This window comes from Kaistella haifensis DSM 19056 (assembly GCF_000735695.2).
Lineage (GTDB): Bacteria > Bacteroidota > Bacteroidia > Flavobacteriales > Weeksellaceae > Kaistella > Kaistella haifensis.
The window spans coordinates 50,989-71,275 of the sequence record NZ_JASZ02000003.1 but is presented as its reverse complement, the minus strand read 5'-3'; the positions used below and the strand labels follow the sequence as shown (position 1 = coordinate 71,275).

20 protein-coding genes and 1 tRNA gene are annotated in these 20,287 nt (G+C 37.2%); 17 read left to right on the top strand and 4 right to left on the bottom strand.

The features are described from left to right. Positions 1–33 precede the first annotated feature (33 nt). The 11 genes from AP75_RS02800 (at position 34) to AP75_RS02745 (ending at position 9,426) form a co-directional block, all read left to right on the top strand. Positions 34–315 (top strand): type II toxin-antitoxin system RelE/ParE family toxin, encoded by a 282-nt coding sequence (locus AP75_RS02800; protein ID WP_031503166.1) that lies wholly within the window; start codon positions 34–36, stop codon positions 313–315. A gap of 11 nt (positions 316–326) precedes the next feature. Next, positions 327–635: a HigA family addiction module antitoxin gene (locus AP75_RS02795; RefSeq protein WP_031503168.1), complete on the top strand. Its 309-nt coding sequence runs from the start codon at positions 327–329 to the stop codon at positions 633–635. A gap of 49 nt (positions 636–684) precedes the next feature. After that, positions 685–2,076, top strand: coding sequence for an MFS transporter (locus AP75_RS02790; RefSeq protein ID WP_088263543.1), 1,392 nt, complete (start codon positions 685–687; stop codon positions 2,074–2,076). Positions 2,077–2,192: 116 nt separating this feature from the next. Further along, positions 2,193–3,068, top strand: coding sequence for a pirin family protein (locus AP75_RS02785; RefSeq protein ID WP_031503170.1), 876 nt, complete (start codon positions 2,193–2,195; stop codon positions 3,066–3,068). Positions 3,069–3,249: 181 nt separating this feature from the next. Next, positions 3,250–3,819, top strand: coding sequence for an NAD(P)-dependent oxidoreductase (locus AP75_RS02780; protein WP_317043823.1), 570 nt, complete (start codon positions 3,250–3,252; stop codon positions 3,817–3,819). A 14-nt stretch (positions 3,820–3,833) separates the two neighbouring features. Continuing rightward, positions 3,834–4,880: an LLM class flavin-dependent oxidoreductase gene (locus tag AP75_RS02775; RefSeq protein ID WP_084186108.1), complete on the top strand. Its 1,047-nt coding sequence runs from the start codon at positions 3,834–3,836 to the stop codon at positions 4,878–4,880. 351 nt (positions 4,881–5,231) lie between these two features. After that, positions 5,232–5,633 (top strand): OsmC family protein, encoded by a 402-nt coding sequence (locus AP75_RS02765; RefSeq protein ID WP_031503173.1) that lies wholly within the window; start codon positions 5,232–5,234, stop codon positions 5,631–5,633. A gap of 47 nt (positions 5,634–5,680) precedes the next feature. Further along, positions 5,681–5,965 carry a GNAT family N-acetyltransferase gene (locus AP75_RS02760; RefSeq protein ID WP_031503175.1) on the top strand — a complete coding sequence of 95 codons (285 nt, stop codon included), beginning with the start codon at positions 5,681–5,683 and terminating at the stop codon, positions 5,963–5,965. 98 nt (positions 5,966–6,063) lie between these two features. Next, positions 6,064–7,500, top strand: coding sequence for a sodium:solute symporter (locus AP75_RS02755; protein ID WP_088263542.1), 1,437 nt, complete (start codon positions 6,064–6,066; stop codon positions 7,498–7,500). Positions 7,501–7,583: 83 nt separating this feature from the next. Beyond that, positions 7,584–8,435, top strand: coding sequence for a transketolase (locus AP75_RS02750; protein ID WP_088263541.1), 852 nt, complete (start codon positions 7,584–7,586; stop codon positions 8,433–8,435). A 43-nt stretch (positions 8,436–8,478) separates the two neighbouring features. Next, on the top strand, positions 8,479–9,426 hold the full coding sequence (locus tag AP75_RS02745; RefSeq protein WP_031502163.1) for a transketolase family protein: 948 nt from the start codon (positions 8,479–8,481) through the stop codon (positions 9,424–9,426). A 99-nt stretch (positions 9,427–9,525) separates the two neighbouring features. Here AP75_RS02745 and AP75_RS02740 read toward each other — a convergent pair whose 3' ends face one another. The 3 genes from AP75_RS02740 to AP75_RS02730 form a co-directional block, all read right to left on the bottom strand. After that, positions 9,526–9,900, bottom strand: coding sequence for a hypothetical protein (locus AP75_RS02740; protein ID WP_031502164.1), 375 nt, complete (start codon positions 9,898–9,900; stop codon positions 9,526–9,528). 69 nt (positions 9,901–9,969) lie between these two features. Then, positions 9,970–10,440: an Lrp/AsnC family transcriptional regulator gene (locus tag AP75_RS02735; RefSeq protein ID WP_031502165.1), complete on the bottom strand. Its 471-nt coding sequence runs from the start codon at positions 10,438–10,440 to the stop codon at positions 9,970–9,972. Positions 10,441–10,570: 130 nt separating this feature from the next. Then, positions 10,571–15,355 (bottom strand): translocation/assembly module TamB domain-containing protein, encoded by a 4,785-nt coding sequence (locus tag AP75_RS02730; protein ID WP_088263576.1) that lies wholly within the window; start codon positions 15,353–15,355, stop codon positions 10,571–10,573. Between the two features lie 4 nt (positions 15,356–15,359). Here AP75_RS02730 and tsaD point away from each other — a divergent pair, with 4 nt between their 5' ends. Both tsaD and AP75_RS02720 read left to right on the top strand, forming a co-directional pair. After that, positions 15,360–16,403, top strand: coding sequence for a tRNA (adenosine(37)-N6)-threonylcarbamoyltransferase complex transferase subunit TsaD (gene tsaD, locus AP75_RS02725; protein WP_031502166.1), 1,044 nt, complete (start codon positions 15,360–15,362; stop codon positions 16,401–16,403). A gap of 1 nt (position 16,404) precedes the next feature. Next, positions 16,405–17,097: an RsmE family RNA methyltransferase gene (locus AP75_RS02720; protein WP_088263575.1), complete on the top strand. Its 693-nt coding sequence runs from the start codon at positions 16,405–16,407 to the stop codon at positions 17,095–17,097. Here the strand turns inward: AP75_RS02720 and AP75_RS02715 are convergent. Beyond that, positions 17,084–17,752 (bottom strand): TrmH family RNA methyltransferase, encoded by a 669-nt coding sequence (locus AP75_RS02715; RefSeq protein WP_031502039.1) that lies wholly within the window; start codon positions 17,750–17,752, stop codon positions 17,084–17,086. The two genes, AP75_RS02720 and AP75_RS02715, sit on opposite strands and share 14 nt — an antisense overlap. Before the next feature lie 288 nt (positions 17,753–18,040). On the opposite strand from AP75_RS02715, the gene AP75_RS02705 reads away from it, so the two are divergent. The 4 genes from AP75_RS02705 to AP75_RS02690 all read left to right on the top strand — a co-directional run bounded on the left by AP75_RS02705 (position 18,041) and on the right by AP75_RS02690 (position 20,136). Next, positions 18,041–19,060 carry an asparaginase gene (locus AP75_RS02705; RefSeq protein ID WP_088263540.1) on the top strand — a complete coding sequence of 340 codons (1,020 nt, stop codon included), beginning with the start codon at positions 18,041–18,043 and terminating at the stop codon, positions 19,058–19,060. A 68-nt stretch (positions 19,061–19,128) separates the two neighbouring features. Beyond that, positions 19,129–19,215: transfer RNA gene (locus tag AP75_RS02700), tRNA-Ser, on the top strand. Between the two features lie 128 nt (positions 19,216–19,343). Next, the gene (locus tag AP75_RS02695) at positions 19,344–19,751 is read left to right on the top strand and encodes a Fur family transcriptional regulator (RefSeq protein ID WP_031502037.1); all 408 of its coding nucleotides are present in this window, start codon (positions 19,344–19,346) and stop codon (positions 19,749–19,751) included. Positions 19,752–19,809: 58 nt separating this feature from the next. Continuing rightward, the gene (locus AP75_RS02690; RefSeq protein ID WP_143755782.1) at positions 19,810–20,136 is read left to right on the top strand and encodes a DUF6660 family protein; all 327 of its coding nucleotides are present in this window, start codon (positions 19,810–19,812) and stop codon (positions 20,134–20,136) included. Positions 20,137–20,287 lie beyond the last annotated feature (151 nt).

The following is a 20,287-nucleotide window of genomic DNA, read 5'->3' as shown; positions in this document are numbered from 1 at the left end:
TACTTACCTTTGACGTTAGTAACGCAAAAGAGGATGATTATCAATTTTGGAAATAAAGAAACAGAAAAAATCTGGAATGGAGTTGTTTCTAAAAAACTTCCAAGAGAAATTCAGGAGGTTGCCAGAAGAAAACTGAGGATGATTAATAACTCCGTTGATATTGCTGACCTTAGAGTTCCACCCGCAAATCGGCTTGAGAAACTAAAAGGTGATTTATCAGAATTTTATAGCATTCGAATTAATAATCAGTGGAGAATTACTTTCAAATGGGAAAATCGTAATGCGTTTGAAGTTGAAATTATAGATTATCATTAAATTGAAAAAACATGGAAAAGTTGAGAAATATATCACCCGGAGAAATATTATTAGAGGAATTTTTGGTTCCACTCGAAATTTCACAATACAGACTTTCGAAAGATTTGGAAATTCCACAAACCAGAATTTCGGAAATCATTAAAGGAAATAGAAGAATTTCTGCCGATACCGCAGTGAGATTAAGCGCATATTTTGGAAATTCTCCGAAATTTTGGCTCGGACTTCAAGATGATTATGATATTGAAAATGAATTAAAAGAAAAATCTAGCGAAGTGACAAGAATTACACGTATCCGAAAAGAAAAAGAAGACGTCGTTTAACATTCTAAATCCCGCGAGTTGTCACGGGATTTTTTTTTATTTTTGTTTAATGTCTGAATCCATTAATACACCAAACTCATCTGTTAAAAAATTTCTCCCGATAATTCTTGCAACGGCAATTTTCATGCAAATGCTTGATTCTACTATTCTGAACACATCGTTGCCATCAATCGCAAAAGATTTAAACGAATCGCCAATGAATATGCAAAATGCAATTATCAGCTATGTACTAACTTTAGCTTTATTCATGCCGGTAAGCGGTTTTTTGGCCGATAAATTCGGAACCAAGAAAGTTTTCATTTTCGCTTTAATTATTTTCAGTGCAGGGTCGATATTTTGTACAATATCTCAAAACCTGATGCATTTGGTAATTTCCCGAGTGATACAGGGTATTGGCGGAAGCTTAATGACACCAGTGGGCAAATTGGCACTGATCAAAACTTTTCCGAAAAACGAATTGCTAAAAGCGATGAATTTCGCAATTATTCCTGCATTAATCGGTCCGGTTTTAGGGCCACTGGTTGGCGGATACATGGTGGATTATCTTTCTTGGCACTGGATTTTTCTCATCAATATTCCTATTGGTTTGCTGGGAATAATTTTAGGACTCAGGTACATGCCAAATTATCAGTCTGCGTCTTCGGAATTTGATTTGAAAGGGTTTATCATCTTCGCCTCAGCGTCTTTGCTGCTCTCGGTTTCCTTGGAATTATTTGGAAATACGACGCACACCACTCCCGTTTTGCTGATTTTCATTTTGGGATTTTTAATGATTTATTACTATTACAAACACGCAACTAAAACCAAAAATCCGATTTTTCCTTTAAACCTTTTTCAGGTTAGAACCTTTCGAGTAGGAATTCTAGGAAATCTCGCTACACGATTAGGAATCAGTTCCATTCCTTTGCTTTTACCTTTATTAATACAAATTGCTTATAAGGAAAGTGCGGTAATTTCCGGATGGATCGTAGCTCCGATGGCGATAACAGCGATGTTCGGAAAATCTTCCGTGATTCATATTTTAAATAAATTCGGTTACCGAAAAACGTTGATGACCAATACTTTCATCATTGGTGCACTCATTTGTTGCCTCGGAATTCCGGGAATTCATACTTCCATTTTCTGGTTTATTCCGATTATTGCAGTGCTCGGATTTTTCAATTCCATTCAGTTCACTTCGATGAATACGATTTCTATCGCCGATTTGCGAAATGATCATACGAGCAGCGGAAACTCTTTGCTCGCCGTAAATCAACAATTGGCCATTGGTTTCGGAATCGCTTTTGGACTGATTATTTTAAAATCATTTGAAGCAAAGTTTGAAAATCCACACCTCGCCTTTCGTTATACTTTTTTTGTAGTCGGAATTCTCACCATTCTTTCAGGTTTTGTGTTCCGAAGACTTCATATAAAAGATGGCGAAAACATGAGATCTGAATAATTTTAAAATTCAGTTTTCATTAACACTACTGATTCTCAACACCCTACATTCTTACCCTACATCAATGTTTTTTTGTTTCGCTTGAAGTACTTTTGTAAGACAAAATAAAGAACACAATGTCAACAAAAAAAGTAGAAATAGTAGCAGCTCCCCGACCGCCCCATTTCGTGGGCGATGGTTTTCGGGTACACAACTTTATTCCAAGCGGTTTTCGTTTGGATATGAAAAGAATGGATCCATTCATATTACTCGATTATAACTCGAAATTTCATTTTTCAGGAACAGAAACTCCACGCGGAGTTGGCGTGCATCCTCACAGAGGTTTCGAAACCGTAACCATCGCTTACAAAGGTCGTGTAGAACACGGCGATAGCGCAGGTGGTGGCGGAATTATCGGTGAAGGCGATGTGCAATGGATGACCGCTGCCTCCGGAGTTCTTCACAAAGAATTTCACGAAACAGAATGGGCAAAAGAAGGTGGAATTTTCCAGATGGTGCAATTGTGGGTGAATTTGCCTGCGAAAGATAAAATGAGCGCTCCAAAATATCAAGCCATTAAAAACTCTGATATGACCAAGGTCGATCTAGGAGAAAATGGTTTTATAGAAGTAATTGCGGGAGAATACAACAGCCAAAAAGGTCCGGCTTCCACTTTCAGTCCTGTCAATTTGATGAATGCAAAATTAAAAGCAAATGGGAAAGCAAATTTCAGTTTTCCTCCCCATTTCAATACGGCAGCTTTGGTGATTGAAGGAAATATTTTGGTTAATGGTGAAGAAAATGCTCCGACCGATCATTTCGTTTTGTTCGAAAATGAAGGCGAAGATTTCACCATCGAGGCATCGGAAAACGCTATCGTTTTAATCATTAGCGGTGAACCGTTGAACGAACCAATTTTTCCTCACGGTCCTTTCGTAATGAATTCCCGAGAAGAAATCATTCAAGCTTTTGATGATTTCAATACAGGCAAGTTTGGCTATCTGGAAGATTAAAGTTTTGTTAAAAATAACTACAAACTATTTGAGTTGTTCTTTTTCCTCTACCTTTAATTAATGAAAAAAAAAATTAAATTTTAAATTATAAAAAAATGAAAATATCACTTATCGGCGCTACAGGTTTTGTAGGAAATGCAATTCTTAACGAACTTTAGAAAGAAATTATCAAGTAACTGCAATCGCAAGAAATACAGATAAAATCACTATCGAAAACGAAAATCTAGAGAAAAAAAATGTTGATGTTTCTAGTGAAGCGGAGTTGGCTGAAGCCGTGAAAGGCAGCGATGCCGTAATAAGCGCTTACAACCCGGGATGGACCAATCCCAACATTCACGATGAATATCAAAAAGGTGCAGCTTCCATTCAAAATGCAGTTGAAAATTCAGGCGTGAAGAAATTGATCGTTATCGGAGGTGCAGGAACTTTAAAAATTGATGGAAATCACCTCGTTGACGGACCGAATTTCCCTAAAGAAATTTATCCCGCTGCAAGTGCGGTGAAAAAATATTTTGTTGAAAATCTTTCTAAAAACGAAAACCTCGATTGGGAATTCTTCAGCCCTGCTCTGGAAATGAGCATGTTCAGCGAAGACAAAACCAAAACCGGAAAATACCGATTGGCAACCGATTCACCGGTTTTTGATGAGGAAGGACGCTCCAGACATTCTGTTCAGGATTTGGCAGTAGCGGTTGTTGATGAACTTAAAAACAAAAAATTCAAACATCAGATTTTCACAGCGGCTTATTAAACCAAATGAAAAGCATGAAAAAAATAGAATTTGGCTTGATGACCTTTGCCGATATGGCTCCGGAACCTGTTTCCGGTAAAGGATTTAATGCACACCAAAGAATACAAAATCTTTTAGAAGAAATAAAACTAGCCGATGAATTGGGCGTTGATGTTTTCGGAATTGGCGAACATCACCGGCCGGATTACGCAGTATCGTCACCAACCACCGTTTTGGCGGCTGCTGCTGCAATCACCAAAAACATTAAATTATCGAGTGCGGTAACAGTTTTAAGTTCTGAAGATCCGGTTCGCGTTTATCAGCAATTTGCTACGGTGGATGCAATTTCCGGAGGGAGAGCAGAAATCATGGCCGGACGGGGTTCTTTCATAGAATCTTTCCCATTGTTTGGGTTTGATTTGAATGATTATAACGAGCTTTTTGATGAGAAACTCGATCTTTTGCTTAAAATTAATAAAGAAGAAAAAGTTTCGTGGCGAGGAACACTTCGTGCACCGATTCATGATTTAGGCGTTTATCCAAGAGCATTAAACGGAGAACTTCCAATTTGGCTTGCTGTGGGCGGAACTCCCGCTTCGGCAGTGAGAGCTGCAAAACTTAAGCTTCCATTAATGCTTGCAATTATCGGTGGAATGCCAAGTCAGTTTGTGCCATTTATTAATCTTTATAAAAAATCTGCCTTAGAAAATGGAGTAAAACCGGAAGATCTTCAAGTGGGAATCAATAACCATATGTTTGTAGGAGAAGATGGGGAAAAAACTGCTGACGAATTTTTTCCTTATTACGCCCAAATGATGGATCGTGTAGGAAAAAGCCGCGGTTGGCAACCGATGTCCCGCGAACAATTTGAGTTCATGAGAAGTCCGGAAGGATCACTGATGGTAGGAAGTGTAGAACAAGTAGTTGAAAAAATAATTTATGAATACGAACTTTTCGGCTTTACCCGATTTTTTGCGCAGGCGAGCATGGGATTTGTTCCACATGAAATGACGATGAAATCCATCGAGTTGTTTGCAACACAGGTCATTCCTGAGGTCAAAAGAAAATTAGGACTCAACTAAAATATTGCAGATATTGCTTATTCTATGACCTTTTTTATATCATTAAAAACCCAATTTAATCATGTCAAACATCGGACTCATCATTGAAGAAAAAGCTGCGGACATAGGAAACTTTTTTGATAAAGAAATCATCGAAAAAGCCAAAATCAACTGGCATGAGCAAAACCACTAAGCTTTTCCACTCGTTCCGGGTGATGAAGAAGAATATGTGCCACTTCCAAAAGCGATTTTGAACGGAAAACTTTCAAAATAACAGAATGTCGCAATCTTTAAAAAAAAATGTCACTGTATAAGGTATTGGAATTAAATTCGTTGCACTAACGGAAAATTTTTAATTAAAAAAAAATAAATATGAGTGTTACGGTAAAAGCAATTTTAGGAAACGAAAAGTATTATACAGAATTTACTGCAGGCGAAAACAAAATCATCACCGATGAACCGTTGGAAAAAGGTGGCCAAAACAAAGGATTCAATCCACTTGAAATTTTGGCAACTTCTTTGGCGAGTTGTACTGCGGCGACTTTAAGAATGTATATTGACCGAAAAGGTTGGGAAATTCCGAAAATTAATGTGGAAGTAGAACTGGAAAATTATCCGCTAACCAAAAATGTAATTTTCATCAGAAAAATCAGTTATGAAGGTGCGGTTTTGGATGAAGATCAGCTTAAGCACCTACTTACTGTTGCCGAGGCTTGCCCTGTACACAAAATTCTTCACGGAAGTATGGAGGTTAACACTAGTTTCATTGAATAAAATTTTCAGGAAAAACCATTTTAATTAAACAAAAAATAAACAATATTATGACAGAAATAAAACACCAAAACAACGAGAAAAACGGCGTTTTCGAAATTTATGAAGATGGCGTAAAAGCCGGAGAAATGACATATACTTGGGCAGGAACCGATAAATTCATCATCGATCACACCGGTGTTGACGAAGCTTTTAACGGAAAAGGATATGCTAAACAACTGATTTACGCCGGCGTGGAATATGCCCGAGAAAAAGGAATAAAGATTATACCGTTATGTTCGTTTGCCAAAAAAACCATTGAAAAGACTCTGCAATTTCAGGATGTACTTTCGTGAAATTTCTTAATTTTTCTAAAATAAAACTCACCAAACCGGTGCGTTTTTTCATTTGCCCAAAAAAACTATATTTGTGAAATTTTCAAAAACAAAATTCTATGAATCCGATTGTGTTGTTGTGTATTATCATCGCCTATTTCGCGCTTTTACTTTGGGTAGCTTACCGAACCGGAAAAGGCAGTAACAACGACAGTTTCTTCATCGGAAACAGAAAATCGAATTGGATGCTCGTTGCTTTCGGGATGATTGGAACGTCCCTTTCGGGTGTGACTTTTGTTTCGGTTCCGGGTGCAGTGGGTGCGGATAAATTTCATTATTTACAAATCACCATTGGATATCTTATTGGTTATGTAATTATCGCTTATGTGCTTCTGCCATTGTATTATCGGTTGAAACTCACCTCAATTTATGGGTATCTTCAAGAAAGAATGGGCCAGATTTCCTACAAATCCGGAGCTTGGATTTTCATTGTTTCCCGATTAGTTGGTGCTACAGCGCGACTTTATTTAGTAGTAAATATTCTTCAATTTACCATTCTCGATAGTTTGGGAGTTCCTTTTATCGTTACTACTTTGGTGATTTTGGGGATGATTATTCTTTATACTTACGAAGGAGGGGTAAAAACCATTGTTTGGACGGATACTTTACAAACAACCTGTATGCTTTTGGGGCTCATCATTTGCTCCGCATATATGCTGAACCATCTGAATTTGGGCTTTTTTGAAAGTTTAAAAGAGATGAATAAACTCGGATACACCGAAGTTTTCAATACTGATATCAATTCAAAAGCATTTTTCTTTAAACAGATTTTAGCAGGAGCATTTATCACGATTACAATGACGGGAATCGACCAGGAAATGATGCAGAAATCGCTTTCCGTAACCAAATTGAAAGATTCACAAAAAAATATGGTTGTTCTTGGAATTATTTTGGTAGGCGTAATTTCCTTATTCCTCTTCATGGGCGGTTTGCTACACCTTTATGGAACCACAGAACATGTAGCGAGTTCAGGTGATCAGTTGTTTCCGGATATTGCCTTAAATCACATGCCGCCTGTAATCTCCATTATCTTCATCATCGCATTAATTTCCGCGCTTTTTCCGAGTGCTGATGGAGCGATGACGGCGCTTACTTCCTCACTTTGCATTGATATTTTTGGCTTAAAGGAAAAAAATATTTCAGAGAAAGAAAAAGAAAAATTCAGAAAAAAAGTTCACTTAATTGTTGCTTTTGCATTTTTGATAATGGTGGTGATTTTTAAAATCATTAATGACAATTCGATGATTGGTTTGATTCTTAAACTTGCCGGCTTCACTTACGGACCACTTTTGGGACTTTTCGCATTCGGAATTTTCACCAAATTCAAAGTAAAAGATCATTTGGTACCTTACGTTTGCGTTGTTGCTCCGGTAATTTCTTACTTTATCGATAAATTCCAGGAAAATATTTTCGGAGATTTTAAAATTGGATTAGAATTATTGATTATCAATGGATTACTCACCTTTATTGGTTTATGGTTGATTAGAAAAAAATAATTTTCGTCGATATAAAATCAATGGTTTTCCATTTTCTTAACCCATCAAAAATTCGTAAATTCGCTTGCAAATAAATCAAAAAAATGAGTAAAAGTATTGAAGAGCTGAAATCTCTTACAACACAGATCAGAAGAGACATTCTAAGAATGGTTCACGCTGTAAATTCGGGCCATCCAGGAGGAAGTTTGGGCTGTACCGAGTTTTTCACCGCACTTTATGGTAAAGTGATGAATTACAAATTGCCATTCACCATGGAAGGCAAAAATGAGGATCTTTTCTTCCTTTCCAATGGGCATATTTCGCCTGTATTCTACTCCACTCTGGCAAGATTTGATTTCTTTCCGGTTGCAGAATTGGCGACTTTCAGAAAGTTAAATTCCAGATTACAAGGTCACCCAACGACGCACGAAGGTTTACCGGGAGTTCGTGTTGCTTCAGGTTCTTTAGGACAAGGACTTTCAGTCGCAATTGGTGCAGCGTTAGGAAAAAAATTGGACGGAGACCAAAGCTTAGTGTATACCCTACATGGTGACGGAGAACTTCAGGAAGGGCAAATTTGGGAAGCATTGATGTATGCCGCTCACAACAAAGTAGATAACCTCATCGCAACCATCGACTACAATAACCGACAAATTGACGGTAACGTTGATGATGTCTTGAGTTTAGGAGATTTAAATGCAAAACTTCGTGCTTTTGGTTGGGACGTTTTGGAAGAGAAAAACGGAAACGATTTGGAAGCCGTTATTGCAGTTCTGGAACACGCCAAAGCCAAAACCGGAAACGGGAAACCAATCGCGATTATCCTACATACAGAAATGGGATTTGGCGTAGATTATATGATGGGAACCCACGCATGGCACGGAAAAGCACCTAATGATGAGCAATTAATCACTGCCTTCAAACAATTGTATTTAGAAGCGCCGGCGGATTACTAAATTTTTAATATTTGAAGTAATTCGTAAAACAAAAAAGAAAGAAATGAAATACACCTATACAGAAAAAAAAGATACGAGAAGCGGTTTCGGAGCCGGATTGGCTGAATTGGCAGATAAAAATCCAAATGTAGTTGCACTTTGCGCAGATCTTATCGGATCGCTAAAAATGGAAAAATTTATTGAAAAAGCCCCGGAAAGATTCTTCCAAGTCGGAATTGCAGAAGCCAATATGATGGGAATAGCAGCCGGATTAACCATCAATGGGAAAATCCCTTATACCGGAACTTTTGCAAACTTTTCAACCTCAAGAGTTTATGACCAAATTCGTCAATCAATCGCTTATTCCAATAAAAATGTAAAAATTTGTGCTTCTCATGCTGGATTAACCCTAGGAGAAGATGGCGCTACACACCAAGTTTTGGAAGACATCGGAATGATGAAAATGCTTCCGGGAATGACAGTGATCAACACTTGCGATTACAACCAAACGAAAGCCGCTACTTTAGCCATTGCAGATTTTGAAGGCCCTGTTTATTTACGATTCGGACGACCTGTAGTTCCAGTTTTCATTCCAGAGGATATGCCGTTTGAAATCGGAAAAGGAATTCTTTTACAAGAAGGAACGGACGTAACCATCGTGGCAACCGGACATTTAGTTTGGGAATCTTTGGTTGCTGCAGAAGAACTGGAGAAAGAAGGCATTTCTTGTGAAGTTATTAACATTCACACCATTAAACCTTTAGACGAAGAAATTATCCTGAAATCTGTGGAGAAAACAGGAAAAATTGTAACTGCTGAAGAACACAATTATTTAGGAGGTTTAGGCGAATCTGTTGCTGGAATGCTGGCTAGAAAAAGACCGACAAAACAAGAATTTGTAGCTGTAAATGATACTTTCGGGGAATCTGCAACGCCTGCCGAATTGATGAAAAAATACAAAATCGACTCCACTGCAGTAAAAGAAGCTGTGAAAAGAATTTTAGAAAAATAATTCAGGAAATTCAATCGAAAAAGTAAACCCGTTTAGAACTGCTAAACGGGTTTTTTATTTTCAAATAATAATCTTAACACTGCAAAAATAATTCTTCATTTACTTAAAAAATTGCCACTTTGGAATTATAGCAAGTAATCCTACCGAGATATAAAGGAAAAGATTGGTAACATCGGTGTAGAGGAAAGTGGAAAGATAATAATTGTGCATCATGAAATGTAAAACTACAGCAATTGGAAAAAGATAAATCCCAATTTTTCGGTAGAAATAAATGAGCACCAATCCTACGATCATTAGAAAATCTACAAAAAAAATGAGTAGGAAATAAAAATCTGGAATATTGATTTCATCTTTTTGCAAAAACTCGTCGTAATCGATTCCTACGCCCATCAATGTGAACAAAAGCAGCGCGGCAAGTGAAAGGATAAAACCTAAATCTTTTTTTGGATTTTCGTTGGCAAATTCGTTATTCATAAGGGTAAAAGTAAAAAAACTTTTGAATAGATTCAAAAGTTTTTTAATATATGTTAAAGTGTTTTATAATTAGATGGTTACTGCATCGATCAATCTGTTTTTATCCGAGATGTATTCTTCCATCGAAATCATACTTTCAGTTCTCATCACATCCTGGATATCGTCGATTTGGTAAATAATTCTTTTTGCATCTTCGGTATTTTTAGCTCTCACTTTACAGAAAATGTTGTATTTACCAGAAATTACACTCGCTTCGATTACGTTTGGAATTGTAGTTAATTCCTTCAAAACTTCTTGAGTTCTGTTTGATTTGGTAAGAAGAATTCCGATGAAAGCGGTAAAATGATAATCTAATTTACCATAATCGATGCTTAAAGAAGATCCCAGGATAATCCCCGCATCTTCCATCTTTTTTACTCTTACGTGAATGGTTCCTGCAGAAACGTCCATTTGTTTAGCAATTTCTGTAAAAGGCATTCTTGTGTTTTCTACTAAAAAATCAAGGATTTTTTTATCTATTTCGTCAAGTTGATAGTTCATTTTTGAATTTTATGTATTTAATAATACTCCGTGAATATTTTTGCAAATTTATGAAAAAATATTAAAATGAAAAAATATAATGATATATTAACAACTTTTAACGTAAATGATAATTTTCATATTATTATTCCTATCTTATTGTATCTTTTTTAATAGAATCTCTTATGATATCACCGGTTGAACTTTTATTTTTTTTATCTTTTTTCTTCCTTTTAAATATTGTATTAAAGCTTTTACTATAAACTACCCCCACTCCGTAGCTTTGGTTCGCATTGGCATTTCCGGCGACAGCACCGTTCAATCCGATGTTACTTGGTTTTGAATAAGCTCGAAGAAGTCGGGTTCCGTCGTTTTTCTTAGACCAGTCATATTCAATAATTCCCTCGCCTGAAAGATATTCGGCATTGGTATTTTGCGTTTTAGAAATAGGAATTCCCAAACCTGTTTTCACTTTTACTCTTGGAGAAAGACTAAAGCTCACACTTGCGTTCGCACGATCGCCACTGTTGGAATTGGTGTCGCCTTGCAAATAATTCAAGTCCACCTGAAACTCGTTGCTAATGGTATTTAAAACCGAACCCAGTTGTTTGAAAAGCATGTTGTAACCCGAGGTTTCCAAAGTATTTCCGAGATTAAGATTTCCGAAACCTGCATTTGCTTCATTGAAACTGCTCAACACCAAAATAGACCCGAATTGAATGATTTTTTCATCCTCATTACTCATTTTTTGGGCGAGCGTTTCTTTTAAATTACTTGAAACATCCATAGCAGAAACCCCTAACTGAACGTTCGGATTCTTAAGCGTTTGCGTAATTTTAGTAGAAAGCAAAACATTAATCGGCTGCAAATTCGACATTCCCAGATAAGATCCGGCATTTGTTACTGTTCTCAGATAAGTAGCGTCAATATCGAGTTCCGGCGACATTGCATCGCCATCCCATCGGATGCTGCTTCCTTTGGTAATTTGGAAAGTTCTATTCAGAATCGCTTTAGAAACAAAAGTTCCATTGTCCACAAAATAATTTCCGTTCATAGAAATCGCTCCAGATCGGTTCATCACAAAACGCAGACTTTCAGAACTTCCACGAACCGTAATATCACCGATATCATCTCCTACCAAAACGTTTACCGTAGTTCCGCGATCTAAAGAAAGTGTAAAATCGATATTCATATTCGCGCTGGATCTTTTCCTTTCTTCTACAGAAACTACACCGGTTTCGTCTCTTTTCAAGAATCGAAGCATTTTAAATTCCTCAATGTTGGAAGTAGAATTCGAGTTAAAAGTAAATACACTGTTGTTGAGCACTTTCATTTCCGGAGTCGAAATATTCAACGCGGAAACTGGTCCGTCCACATAGATCGTTCCTGTGCCATATACTCTGCCCCAAAACAGATCAAAGTCTTTCTGCGTTGTATTGAGAAGCATTAAATTATCTGCTCTCATCACCAAGTTGACACCCATTGAAGCTAAAGTTTCAAACTGGATCGCACCAGAAATTGAGCCTCGAGAATTGGTTCTTCCGTCCCGAACACCGATGTCATTCAGTATCGCCAAACCTCTGGAAAGCGAAATCACAGTGTCATCAAAAGCATAATCAACACCCGTAAAATTAAGTTTCAATCCCAAATCTTTCATTGCTATATCGCCACTGTAATCGATATCACTCAATTTTCCGGAAATCTTCAGTTCGCCGGAAGCTTTTCCGCGAAGATTTCCGAAAACTCCTTTTACAAATTCTTGAGCAAAAGCGATATCAAATTCCTTCATATCTGCGACCAAATCGAGGTTTGGTGAAGATGTATTGTTATTAATTGTTCCGGTAAGATGCAGATTATTATCCCCAATAATTCCTGCAGAAACTATTTTTGCATCGATATCAAAAACGTTGGGTGTATCACTTTTTTTGGCAGAAATCATTACATTTCCCATATCTTTTCCGTTCATCAAAATATCATTAATATTGAAATCGATGAGCGGTTCCAGATTATTTTTATTCATTTTAATGTCGAAAGTTCCATTCGCAATTCCCTGAATATCCATGCTATTTTCACTCTTTGTCAAAGCAAAAATTTTCGAAATATCGAGGTTTTTCACTCCGCCATCGGCAGAAAAATCCTTAGCTGATTTGAAAATGGCATCTCTCAAAAATAATTCACTGGCGTCCGAGTAAAGCCGTAAATTCTGTATCAGAAAATCTGAAGTTTTCTTCCTGTATGTAATCGAATGGTTCAACTCGGCTGAAGTATCGACGCTCCACGCTACATTATTAAATTTCACAGTTGTAGGCTCGAATCTTACTACATAATCGCCAGCAGAATTGGTAGTTTGATTAAGATTTATGGCATATTCTTTCAAATTTTGTTTCACTTCATCTTCCGGAGTTCCGTGTTTAAAATTCGCCGCGATGTGAAGAAGTTGATTATTTTCGTTTCTTCCACTTAAAGTAATATCTTTTAAGATATTTTTATTGTATTCTACCCGATTAATTTTCGCGTAAATCTGTTCATCGAGGTTTGCAGTATTAATTCTCACCATCAGGCTGTCTACCATCGCACTGTCTCGGGTAATTTTGTCGCGTTCGGAGATTTTATATGCAGGATTTGCAGCTGCTAAAGCTTTGTCAGCATCAGTGATTTCCTGCTTTGTGGTCATGATATATTCTAAAGTTTCCGCATCGACATTCAAAATCAAATTATTCGAATTCCCATCATAAGAACCATTTAAAGATGCGCCTTTTGGAATTTGCAAATTAGGTTGAAAATAGCTTACCAAACCTTGTTTTACATCAAAATTCATGGAGAAATTTTGTCCACGATATAATTTTCTTGGCGGAGGACCCACAAGAATTTTACCGATTCCGTTTTGCACCATTCCCATCAAATCGCCAAGATTATATCTTCCCGAAATCTGTCCAGTTACGGCGCCTGGAGCATCAACTGAAACGATTCTGTTCCCGTTTTCGAAGAATGCTTTTACTTTTGCATTCGGAATTAGGAATTTTTGAGAGGCATTTGCAAAAGTGACGCGTTGAAGATCCGCATCGAGGTTCAAATCATTAATATTCGTCATCGAAATTTTACCATCCACCAAACCTGTTACGATTTGATTGCCCTTTGCTCCGGTGAAATAATTGATGTTTAAATGTTTAATATCAGCATTAATATCTGCCAATAATCTGCTTGTTCGGAAATCGATAAATCCGTTAACATCGGCTTTTGCCTGCTCATCATTTACATTTACAATACCGCGATAGGTTTTGTGATCGAGCAAGCCATCAAGAAAAATATTATTGATTTCCTTGTCCATAATCTCGATTTTTGAAATCTGGGAACGGGTTTTCAATCGCATCGTATTCACATCGAAACTTTGACCCTGAAGATTAAATTTACCGGAAATCAATCCTACTTGTTTATTTTTGGTAATGACCGAGGTGTTCAGATCGTTAATTTCAGCATAACCACGGTATTTAGGCAAATTCGAACTGTAATCATTTAAATAAAAATTACTGATTTTTGCTTGCCCGATTCCGGTAACAAGGTTTGCCTTAGAAACAAAAACTTCTTTTGGGTTCACCCGAACGGCTCCATTATATTTTAACCTTCCGAAATCATCTGCGAAATTTTTCATTTTTGATGAAATGAAAGTCGGCATCATGTTTTTCAACTCTTTATAAGTAAAATCGGTGGAAAGATTATTGGTTTCAATTTGAAAATTACCTTTGAGCAAATTGGTTACTTTCATTTTTGTGGTTCGAATATTCACCTGTGGATTTCTAACCAGGAAATTATCCAAATAAAAATTGTTCAGCGGTCCGGTCATATCACCAGAAATGTTGATCGGCTTATAATTATCCCAATTCGTAACGAAATAACTGATGTCGTACCCGCTAATTTGGCTTCCTTGCTTCATTTTCATTTCCCACTTCACTTTATCAACAAAGTCTGCCCAAGAGCCATTATTCAAATGGAATTTCATATCACCTTGCAATAAAGAATGATTGGTATTGATAGTTAAATCATTTAAAACCAAAAACTCTTTAGTAAGCGCCAATTCGGTGGAAAATGTATCTACATAATGCTTTTTGCCCCATCTTTCGGTGGTAAATCTGATGTTATTCACTTGTGCAAAAATATCCGAACCTTCCACTTTCAGCTCAGGGACTACTAGATTCAAATTCTCGGCGGTGAGCCATTTTCCTTGTTCTCCTTCGCTATTTTGGTTAACAATAGAAACTTTGGAATTTGTAATAAAAATACGCGATTTCAATTGAAATGGTTCTTTTTTCACTGTTGGAGAAGGTGTATTGAAAAGATCAACAAATCGGATAAAATTCGAAATACTGTCGCCTTTGTAAGTAATCACTTTTAAATCCAATTCTTGCAAAGACAAAGATTGAAACTGTAAATTTCGGGAATTGCTGATGATGGAAAACCAATTGGAATCTGCATAAAGTTCTTTTGCTTTCAGAAATGGGAAATTTTTGTAATCCTTAATCGCAACTTCGTGAATATGAATGTCGCCAAAATAATTAATATCAACACTTTTGAAAGACATTTGCGCCTTCATATCGGTATTGAGTTTTTCAATCACTTTCTGAGCTGCCCAGTTTTTGGTTGCCGGTAAACTTACAATTACAAAAAAAGAAATTACCAAAAACAATGAAACCCAAAACAAAACGAGCAACAATTTTGCCCACCATTTGTAGTTGGTGACGTCTTTTGCCGCTTGTTGCACAAATTCGCCCGCAGTTTCAACAGGATGATTAATGGCATCCGAAGCCAAATCCTTAGCTCCTTTTACCGTTTCTTTCACCGTATCCTGCACGTTTTCTACTCCCTTCTGAACAGAATCTCCAATATTTTCAGTGAGCGATTTTTTATTTTCGTTATCGTTATTATTCTCTAAATTTGCCATTGTTATGAGCGACTCAATAATTTTAGGGATAGAATCATCCTGCGACGATACTTCTGCTGCGATCATCAGAGGGAATAAAATTCTTTCAAACATTGCGGCCAATCAGGCGATCCACAACGAATATGGTGGTGTGGTTCCCGAGCTGGCTTCCCGTGCACATCAGCAAAATATCATTCCTGTGGTTGAAAAATCCGTCAGCAAAGCAAATATACAACAAAAAGATATTTCTGCCGTGGGATTTACACGCGGACCGGGACTTTTGGGTTCCTTGCTTGTAGGAACTTCATTTGCCAAATCTTTAGCGATGAGTTTAAATGTTCCTTTAATTGAGGTTAATCACCTTCAGGCACACATTTTAGCACACTTTATCGACGATGCAAATATTGCACCTCCACCGTTTCCTTTTCTATGTTTAACAGTTTCTGGCGGTCACACGATGATTGTTTTGGTGAAAGATTATTTCGATATGGAAATCATCGGAAAAACCATTGATGATGCTGCCGGAGAAGCTTTCGACAAAATCGGAAAAATTTTCGATCTCGATTATCCTGCCGGTCCAATTATCGATAAACTGGCAAAAAATGGTGATCCAAACGCATTTACTTTCAATAAACCACGTTTAGAAAAATACGATTATTCCTTCAGCGGAGTGAAAACTTCGGTTTTATATTTCATTCAGAAAGAAATCAAAAAAAATCCGGAATTCATTAAAGAAAACATCGAAAACTTGGCAGCTTCTGTTCAAAAAACCATCGTAGAGATCTTGATGAACAAACTGGAAAAAGTTGCAAAAGATTATAACATTTCGCATATCGCCATCGCTGGAGGAGTTTCCGCAAATTCCGGACTCCGAGAAGCGATGACGAAAAATGAAGACAAACTCGGCTGGAATATTTACATCCCAAAATTCGAATACACCACCGATAATGCAGCGATGATCGCGATGGTTGCAAAACTAAAATACGACCGAGGCGAATTTACCGACCTTTCCGTTTCCGCGACGGCACGATATGATATTGAAGAAAGTTTCAAGAAAAAATCTGAGTAAAATGAAGTTATTTTTTGGTGAAATTTTCCCCGCAGTTCATATTAATAATGAAGAACAGCAACATATTATAAAAGTCCTGAGAATGCGCGATGGCGAAGAAATTTCCGTAACCGATGGAAAGGGAAATCTCGCCCACGGAACATTGGTTTTTGAAGGCAAAAAAGTTTCTTTAGACATCAAAGAAATCCAGGAAAATCTTCCGGAATTTTCTCCGAAACTGCATATTGCGATTGCTCCAACCAAAAACATCGACAGAATTGAATTTTTTATTGAAAAAGCGACAGAAATGGCGGTTTCAGAAATTACGCTGATTCAGACCGAAAAGACAGAAAGAAAAAATCTCAACATCGAAAAACTTAGAAAACAAAGTGTTTCTGCGTCGAAGCAAAGTCTGAGATTCCATTTCCCAATTGTTAATGATCTGACAAAATTCTCAGATTTTGTAAAAAGCCTGGACCCAGAAACCACTTTTGTTGCCCATTGTAACGAAAATCTGGAAAGAATTGACCTGAAAGAAATCATCCCAGACAAAAACATCACTTTTTTAATCGGTCCTGAAGGTGATTTTTCCGACAGAGAAATACAGTTTTTGGCAGAACGAGGAATTAAAGCGGTTTCTCTGGGGAATCAAAGACTTAGAACTGAGACTGCCGGAGTTTTTGTTGCTGCGTGGAATTATTTTAAGATGATGTAGCTTGCTCCTTGAGATATTTCTGAAGAATTTCCTCGCCACTTTTTATCGAATTTTTTGCCCATCGAACTTTGAGTTCCCAAAGTTTCTCATTTGAAAGTTTGTAATCCAAATCGGACTTCACGAGTTTTTGTTTTAAATCGTAGAAACAAATTGCTGCAGCCACAGAAACATTAAAACTTTTGGTAAAACCGTACATCGGAATTGCCACAGCTTCATCAGCAAAATCTAGAATTTCTTCTGTAACTCCTTCTTTTTCTGTCCCAAATACCAGCGCAACGGGTTCTTTCAAATCGTAATCCGGCAACATGATCGCATTTTTTTCGGGCGAAACAGCCAAAATTTTATAACCTTTTTCTTTAATTTTCTTTAAAGATTCCAACTGGTGAGGCATTTTTTCAACTTCCACCCACGTTTCCGCACCTTTGGTCACGCGAAGATTCGGATTAAACTCGTTCTCGCTTTCCATCGCCACAATTTTATGAAATCCACAAGCTTCCACCGAACGTACAATGGCAGCGGCGTTTCGAAACTGAAAAATATCCTCCATCACTGGTAACACAAAATCTGAACTTTCTTGGGCGTAAAATTCTATTTTGCTGAGGCGTTCGTCTGTAAGAAATTGCTTTAGATACTCAAAAGTTTTTTGTGAATTCATTTTTCAAAAATAAGAATTTTTTGTGGTTGGCGCGAGCGAAGCGAGCGCCAAAAAGTGTTGAAAGGTTTTGTTCTGTATCGGAATTAATTCACTATAACCTTCTTTTGATTTGGAAATGGTACCGCGCCCCGGCTTGAACGGAGCTCTTTTTGTGTAGCGAAGCGGAACAAAAAAGCGGGAGTGGAAGACGGAAATAGGCGCCATAAAAAATTAAATCTCGCCATTCGACAAAGTCAAATAAGCGACTAAATAAGTGAAATTCTGTGGAAAAAATGTATTTTTGAATCTATGAAAAGAAAAGTACTCCTCATTTACACCGGCGGCACGATCGGCATGGAAAAAGATTACGAAACCGGGAGTTTGCGGGCTTTCGATTTTGGAAATATTTTCCAAAAGTTGCCGGAAATGAAATTGATCGAGTGCGAAGTTGATGTTCATCCGTTCAAAAAACCCCTTGATTCTTCCGATATGGGACCGAAAGAATGGAAAATTATCGCCAAATTAATCGGGAAGAATTACGATTTCTATGATGGTTTTGTGATTTTACACGGCACCGACACGATGTCTTATACGGCTTCAGCATTAAGTTTTATGCTAAAAAATCTGAGCAAACCCGTGATTTTGACCGGTTCGCAATTACCGATTGGAGATTTGCGCACGGATGCTAAAGAAAACCTTTTGACCACCTTATACTACGCTAGTTTATACGAAAACGATAAAGCTGTAATTCAGGAAGTTACCATATATTTTGAATATAAATTACTCCGCGGAAACCGAACTTTAAAATATTCCGCAGAATATTTCGATGCGTACCAGAGTCCGAACTATCCTGCGTTGGGTCAATCCGGAGTTCATTTGAATATTGAAAAAGATTTTTTGTGGCGTGCAAAATCTGATGCTCCTTTTACTGTAGATTTGCACTTGTCACAGGATGTTCTTTTTTGTCGAATTTTTCCGGGAATGCATCTTGAACATTTTTCCGAAATTCCACAAATGAAGGTTTTGATTTTGCAGGTTTTCGGTTCCGGAACTATTTTTAACACCAAAAAAACGCTGGATATTTTACAACTTTTGCGCGATCGCGGAACGGAAATAGTGGTCGTTTCGCAATGTGTTTCGGGTGGAATTTCTTTCGGGAAATATTCCAATTCGAATATTTTTACCAAAATTGGAGCCATTAGCGGAAACGATATGACTGCAGAAAGTGCAATTACCAAAGCGATGCATCTACTGGAAAACCCTAATTACAAAGGAAATTTTGCGGAAAACTTTGGTAAAAACCTTTGCGGCGAAGTCACAGAAAGCTAAAGTTTGGATTTTTTTTCAATTGGATTTTTAAATCTCGCTAAAATACCCTATTTTTGCAGTCTTCAATTAGAGAGGTGTCCGAGTGGTTGAAGGAGCTAGCCTGGAAAGCTAGTATACGGGTAACTGTATCGAGGGTTCGAATCCCTTCCTCTCTACAATTTCAACTGATTATCAAATACTTATGATAAATACAGCCAAAAATACAGCCAAAACTTATATAGTTTTGGCTGTTTGTTTTTTATGATACTGTGTGAGGTTTTAAAAATAAATATTTGGGGACTTTATGAAAAACGAAGAAACTATTTTACAGCAAAGAAATATAAAACCCACAGCAATGCGTTTATTGGTGGTAGAAAAATTGCTGAAACAACAATATGCTATCAGTCATAAAGAGTTAGCAGAACAGTTTGAAAATGCCGATAATGTCACTTTGTTTAGAACTTTAAAAACTTTTTTGGAACATAAGCTTATCCATACCATCGACGACGGAACGGGTGTTGTGAAATACGCACTTTGCCAATCGGGATGCAGTTGCAATCCTTCAGAACAACATACGCATTTTCATTGCTCACATTGTAAACGAACTTTTTGCCTTACAGATGCAGAAATCCCCAAAATCAATATTCCTCAAAATTTTAAATTAGAAGGCATCAATTTGGTACTGAAAGGACAGTGCGACAGATGCAATTAATACTCAATAAAACTTTGCAATCCGATTGCAAAGATTATTTTTCTATATTTGCAACATAATGAGATGGATAATCACAATATGGACTTTTTACCTGATGGTACTTTCTTCGTTGCCTTGCAGCGATGCGAGTAATCAGTGTGAAGATACTGTTCCTAAAATTGAAACCGCCCAATCTCACGACCATAACCAAGATAGCGATGATAATTGCAGTCCTTTTTGCACTTGCAATTGTTGCAGTACAAGTATTGCTTCTTACCATTTCAAACCTTTTGAAATCAAACAACCTAAAGTTTCTTTCATTACAAAAAAAATCACACTCCGTGATTATACTATAATTTCCAACTATTACGGAAGTATCTGGCATCCCCCAAAGTTTACTGTTTAATTTTTTCAGATTTTCTTAATGCTATTGATGCTTTGCTGTAAGCCTCAGTTTTTCGTATTCCTTTTGTTAGGTTTACGACACTGTTTGCACGCTCGTGCTTGCATTATGTCATTGCTATAAATCTTTTTTTATAGTGATAATTACTGGCGTT